This window comes from Labrenzia sp. R5_0 (assembly GCF_017743835.1).
In the GTDB taxonomy this organism is placed as follows: domain Bacteria; phylum Pseudomonadota; class Alphaproteobacteria; order Rhizobiales; family Stappiaceae; genus Roseibium; species Roseibium algicola.
Genome location: NZ_JAGHRK010000020.1, coordinates 1 through 5,232 on the forward strand (window position 1 = coordinate 1; position 5,232 = coordinate 5,232).

The following is a 5,232-nucleotide window of genomic DNA, read 5'->3' on the forward strand; positions in this document are numbered from 1 at the left end:
CCGCGAACCACAGCCCCAGGCCGATTGCATATTGGGAGCCGAAGAAGATGCTGGCGCCCTGCGGCAAGCCCCGTGACGCTCCAAGGAAATGCGCGGCGGCCACCAGTGCCGACACGGATCGCGACGGAGCGTAAGCCCAGAAAGCCGGGAACAGCATTCCGGCCGGCAGCAGGAGCACATACCCGGACCAGCCGATTGTACCGGTCGCCATGCCTCCCAGAATACAAAACAGACTGCGCGCAAATTTAAGGTTGGAAGGTGAGGACTTCTCGCGCCAGTCCGAGAACGCCGCCCGCCGGAATGGGTCCAAAATATCTTGAGTCAAAGGAAGCCACATAATTGGAATGAACAAAGAGTGCGCCGAGGGGAACGACGCCCCCGGCATTTGTCGGCAATGCGCGCCCCAGCCCGTCCCTCGCTTGAACGGAAGAATGCACAAGTCGCTCCCCATCGACGGCAACCTGATCGCCTTCGATGGTGATGGTTTGCCCGGGCAGGGCCACGACGGTTTTGATGAGCGGTGCTATCCCGCCATCACAGAGACCTGCGGGAAGATAAAGCCGTTCGCGAGCCAGTTTGATCGCCGGCGCATCTGCAGGCGGACAGATGAACAGGGTGTCGCCCACCTGAACTTCGCGGGAGAGCGCCTCGATCCGCCAAAGTCCGAGCGGAAAGCTCGGTGTTGTGTTGATCCGGTATCCTCCGAAGGTTCCGACCGCAGCAATGCCACCCACCGTCATTCCGGCAAGCGACATGATCAGCAGAGCCCCTCGCCGACCCTTCCGCCTTGCCTCGCTAATCACCGGGTCATGCCCCGATCCTTGGAAAGATCCTTTTTCAAGGCCTGCGCCTGAGCTTTTTCGTCTGAACGCTGCTTTGCTCGTTTTTGAGCATCGATCTTCTGGATGGCATTGAACTTGGGCCATGCGTCGATAAGCTTGGTCCGGTCTTGGGCGGCGACCCGCGCACTCGCCTTCTCGAAGGCAGGCCCTTCGGGTTTCATTCCTGCCATGAATGTGCGCTCTCCAAACCGCCGGTCCAGCTTGGCGGCAACCTCGCCGAGTTCGGCCTCGACCATTTTGTCCGCCAGAAGGAACGACAGGCCGCTACTTAGATCGTTCCGGTCGATGGCATCCCGGATCCGCGACAAGACCGTCTCGGCCGCCGGTGACAGCGCCGGAATGTCGACACGCGACAGATCGCGTTCGCGCTCCAGCTCCACAGTACGCAAATCCCCGATCTCGGCCCTGAGACGAATATAGGTTTTCACATCATCGCTGAGCTGCGGAACGTTGTTCAACGCTTGCTCGCGGCTCTCGCGGGCGGCCTTGCCCGTCAGCATGCCGGTCTTGCCACGCAGCGCACCGAACTGCTCGGGCGCATTGGCCAGATCTTCCGCGAGCCTGTCCCGAGCTGTTGTTTGCGCTTCGCCACTCAGCTTCACGATGTCCTCGATCCGCATCGTTTTGACGGCCTGTTCCGGCTGCTCGAATACAAGCCGGGCGCGGTTCTGAACTTCGGCCCAATGCGTTGTCAACGTGGCATCCGACTGCAACCTGGCCTCCACAGCGTCAAGAATGGACATGGCCCACATCTTCACGCCCGCGATCCAGGGTTGTGAGGAGGCCAAATGTTCGCGTGCGTGTGTTTGGACGGTATTCATCTCCCCAGCAAGACCTCGCTCAAGACCGGTCAAGCCAATCCCCAGCTTTTCGCCGAGGGACAATAGCCGTTCACCGAGCTCCGAGAGTTTGGCCTTCTGCTCGGCAAACCAGCGGCGCTGGTTCTGCAGCATTGCCTTCGCAACTCGAAGCCCATAGAGCCCCCGGCTATTGGCATAGCCGAGTGCCTGGCCGTAAAGCTCCGAGCCCGCATAATCGAGCGTCGTATCCTTCGCGCCCTTCTTTGAAAGCACTTCTGTCAATCCGCCATTCTTCGCGAACGACAACGCCCCATGATAGAGCTTCACGTCCTCCCGGTGCCGGGTCATCGCCACATAAGACAGATGCCGGTCGAGGGAGAGCGTTGCCAGCACCTTCACCTTGTCGACCGTTGCCCCTTGCGATTTGTGGATCGTCGTCGCGTAGCCATGATCGACATTGCGATAGGTCTTCTGGTTGACCTCGACGCGCCGGACCTGATCGGAACCGATATCGCCGATCTCAGCGAGGATGCGCCCCTCACCCGCCTCGATGACCCGGCCGATCATGCCGTTCTTGACGTTTAGGTCCCTGTCGTTTTTCAGGAAGACAATCTGGTCGCCGGCGGCAAAGAACCGCTCCCCCTCTTCGCTGCGGAATTTTTCTCCTGTTTCGATCACACCACGAGCAATCAGGACCTCTCGCGCCATCCGGTTCAATCGGCGCACATCTTCCCGCAAATGCGCCAGCATCAACATCGACTTCGACGGATCATAGTCACGGGACCAATCGTCGATCAGCTTCCCGAAAACCTGATCCTTGAGCGGCATGCTGACGACATGACCGTTGGACTGATAGGCATGGATCGCCTTCGCGACCTTGCCACGCGCAAGATCCATGGACGCTTCGCGCATCCAGTTGGCGCGCTGCCGGTAGATCGTGCCGAGTTCTGCATAGCCGGTTCGCTCGGTCAGCGACCGGAAGGCGGCGCCCGCTTCAATCGGCTGCAGCTGCTCCGCGTCTCCGATCAAAACAAGTTTGGCTCCGGCCTTGGCGATCGTCTCGACAAAGACGCTCATCTGTCGGCTATCGACCATGCCCGCCTCATCGATCACGAACACGGACCTTTTGTCAGGGAGCCGCTCGCCACGTCCCCAGGACAATTGCCAGGATGCCAAAGTGCGCGATGCGATCCCGGCTTCCTTCTCCAGTCCCTCGGCAGCCTTGCCTGCAAGCGCGGCACCAAAAACCTGATAGCCGTTTGCCTCCCACACCTGGCGCGCGGCTTTCATCATCGTGGTCTTGCCCGCACCTGCCCGGCCGACGACCGACGCCATGCGCTCGTCACCCGTGATGCGCTCAATCGCAACACGCTGCTCATCGGAAAGTTTTTGCACGCTCGAAAGCATTCGGCCACGCGAATGCGCATCCACGCCATGCGAGGAAACGGACACAAGATGATCCGCCCGCCGCGCCATCTCCGCTTCAAGCCGCATCATCTCCCGGCTGGTAAATTTCGCCGGTTCCATCTCGCCCGTCTCCGGATCAACCGCCTCGACCGCAAGCTTCACAACGTCGGGAGAATTCAGAACGCGCGCGAGCAAGTCCTGGAATCTGCCCGGATCGTCCACATAGCGGTGAAGATATTTGGCAATGTCCCGTTCATCGAAAACGCTCTTCTCGCGTGTGATGGCATCAATGACGATTTCCGGCCGGCGCGTGATCCGCCTGACATTCTCAAGTCGGCTTTCCGCATGCCAAACCGTCCGCTCCAGTCCGGCATCACGCCCCTCAGATTTTGCCTCCTTGGCAATGTTGCGCGCCTGCACACCGATCTTCGATGTCGGAAGCAGTTCGATCCCCTGGGCCTCAAAACTGCGATGATCGATCCGCGCATCGTGCCCGGCAAGTTCCAGGCTCACGTTTGCATGAACGGCCCAAAGCTCACGCCACTGTTTCAGCGTTTCCTTGTCACCCGCCCAGGCCCGATACTGGATCTTTCCATTTTTCTGACCGCCCTTCCGGACAGGCTCGCCGTTCTCATCGAGAAGCGTTTCCCACTTTGACCCGAAGCCTTGCTCGGTAAGCGGTGCCATTGTCAGCATGATATGGGCATGAGGATTGTTCTCTTTGTCGTGAAAGACCCAATCCGCAACCATGCCCCGCGATGTGAAGGCTTCCCGAACGAACCCTCGCACCAGAGCAATGTTCTCCTCCCGGCTGAGTTCAGACGGCAGCGCCAAAACGATCTCACGGGCAAGCTGTGCATTGACGCGTGTCTCATGCGCCTCGACCGCATTCCACAGCGCTTCACTGGCACCAGCCACACTTCGTCCGTCGATCAGCATCCGGAACCAGTCCGGTGTCTGATCAGGCAGCGCCAATTCCTCATGCACCAGATCCCCATCCTTATGCGCGTAGTCGAATGTCTTGTGATCGGAGTCGTTCGACACCGTCATTTGTGCACGATGCCGGTAAGCGGCGGCCGCCACACTCGACCGGCCTTCGCTCCGGGAAATCACCTGGACATGGAAATGGTAGATGGCCATCGAGGGCAGGGAATCCGGATGTGAAAAGGCTGGTGCGGACGATCAAAGAAGATAGCGGGGAGACGAAGAGCCAGAACGGCGGAGGCGGGGCTGCAGCCCATGAGTTGCAATTCAACTCTCGTAACAGCACAGGATTGCAGATGCAATCCTATAAGTGCGCTCTACACTCAACGATTGAAAATCGTTTCCGCTTGAGAGCTATCGCCGTTTGCGGCGATAGGGCGCTGGAAGCGCCGTCCTGGTTTTAAGCCAAAAGGCCCTTCTTTGCCGTTCCACTGTGCGGGTGATGTGGCAAGCCTTCAACTGCCCAGACCCGGTTTACCACAGGCTTCAGCTTTCTCTTCAGCGCTTTGTGGGGAGCGCGTTCAAGCCTTCGCCTGCTCCGTCCGGTTTTCCTCAAAACCGGACTGCGGCCCTCACGGGCTGGAAAACCGGATCTTCAATCAGCGCATAAGTCAGTCGTTAAGCCGCTTCTCTTCTATTCAGCGGACTCCTGTTTGGTTGTATCCACGACAAGTTTTGCAACCAAGCTCGACTTGGGGAATCTGACACGCTATGAGCGAGCCCTTGCCTTTAAACAACCCATATCAAAACAAGGAAAATCTGATGGCTCCGCGCAATTCCAAAACCGCCTCAGAGCAGATCGACGACATCGAAGCGCAGATTGCAAAGCTCCAGCAGAAGAAAAGGCAGGTGCTGAAAAAGCAGTCCGAGCGCGTTGCCAAGCTCGTCATGGAGAGCGGCCTTGCCGAACTCGACATCGATGAGGCTGAACTCGCCAAAGCCTTGAACGACCTCGCCGCCCGATTTCAAAAGCCGGCCGCTTCACAAACACACGCTGCAGCTCCGCAGAATTGAAGGGCAATTCAGAAGTCTGGAAAACCGTATAAGGCGAACGCGATTGCTGGACCGAAAAAAAGACGCACGCGAAAAAATCCAACTCGGCGGCCTCATCGTCAAAGCCGGACTTCGCGAGACAGACAAGGCCATCCTTCTCGGCATTCTCATGGATGCTTCGGACCGCCTTGACGACACAAATCAGC

General features: G+C 58.7%; 4 protein-coding genes and 1 pseudogene. 2 read left to right on the top strand and 3 right to left on the bottom strand.

Annotation, left to right across the window (positions count from 1 at the left end):
• The 3 genes and pseudogenes from J7447_RS31045 to traA form a co-directional block, all read right to left on the bottom strand.
• Positions 1 to 211: pseudogene (locus J7447_RS31045) on the bottom strand (conjugal transfer protein TraB); the annotation flags it as partial.
• A gap of 34 nt (positions 212 to 245) precedes the next feature.
• Positions 246 to 800, bottom strand: coding sequence for a conjugative transfer signal peptidase TraF (gene traF / locus J7447_RS31050; RefSeq protein ID WP_353653829.1), 555 nt, complete (start codon positions 798 to 800; stop codon positions 246 to 248).
• Entirely contained in the window at positions 800 to 4,189 is a 3,390-nt protein-coding gene (gene traA / locus J7447_RS31055) for a Ti-type conjugative transfer relaxase TraA (protein WP_209171770.1), read from the bottom strand. The genes traF and traA overlap by 1 nt, the downstream gene beginning before the upstream one ends.
• Positions 4,190 to 4,744: 555 nt before the next feature.
• Between traA and J7447_RS31060 the strand changes: the two genes are divergently transcribed.
• Complete coding sequence (locus tag J7447_RS31060) at positions 4,745 to 5,047, top strand: TraC family protein (RefSeq protein WP_209171771.1); 303 nt, start codon at positions 4,745 to 4,747, stop codon at positions 5,045 to 5,047.
• 28 nt (positions 5,048 to 5,075) lie between these two features.
• The coding region (locus tag J7447_RS31065) for a conjugal transfer protein TraD (RefSeq protein ID WP_209171772.1) at positions 5,076 to 5,232 on the top strand (157 nt) is incomplete at its 3' end.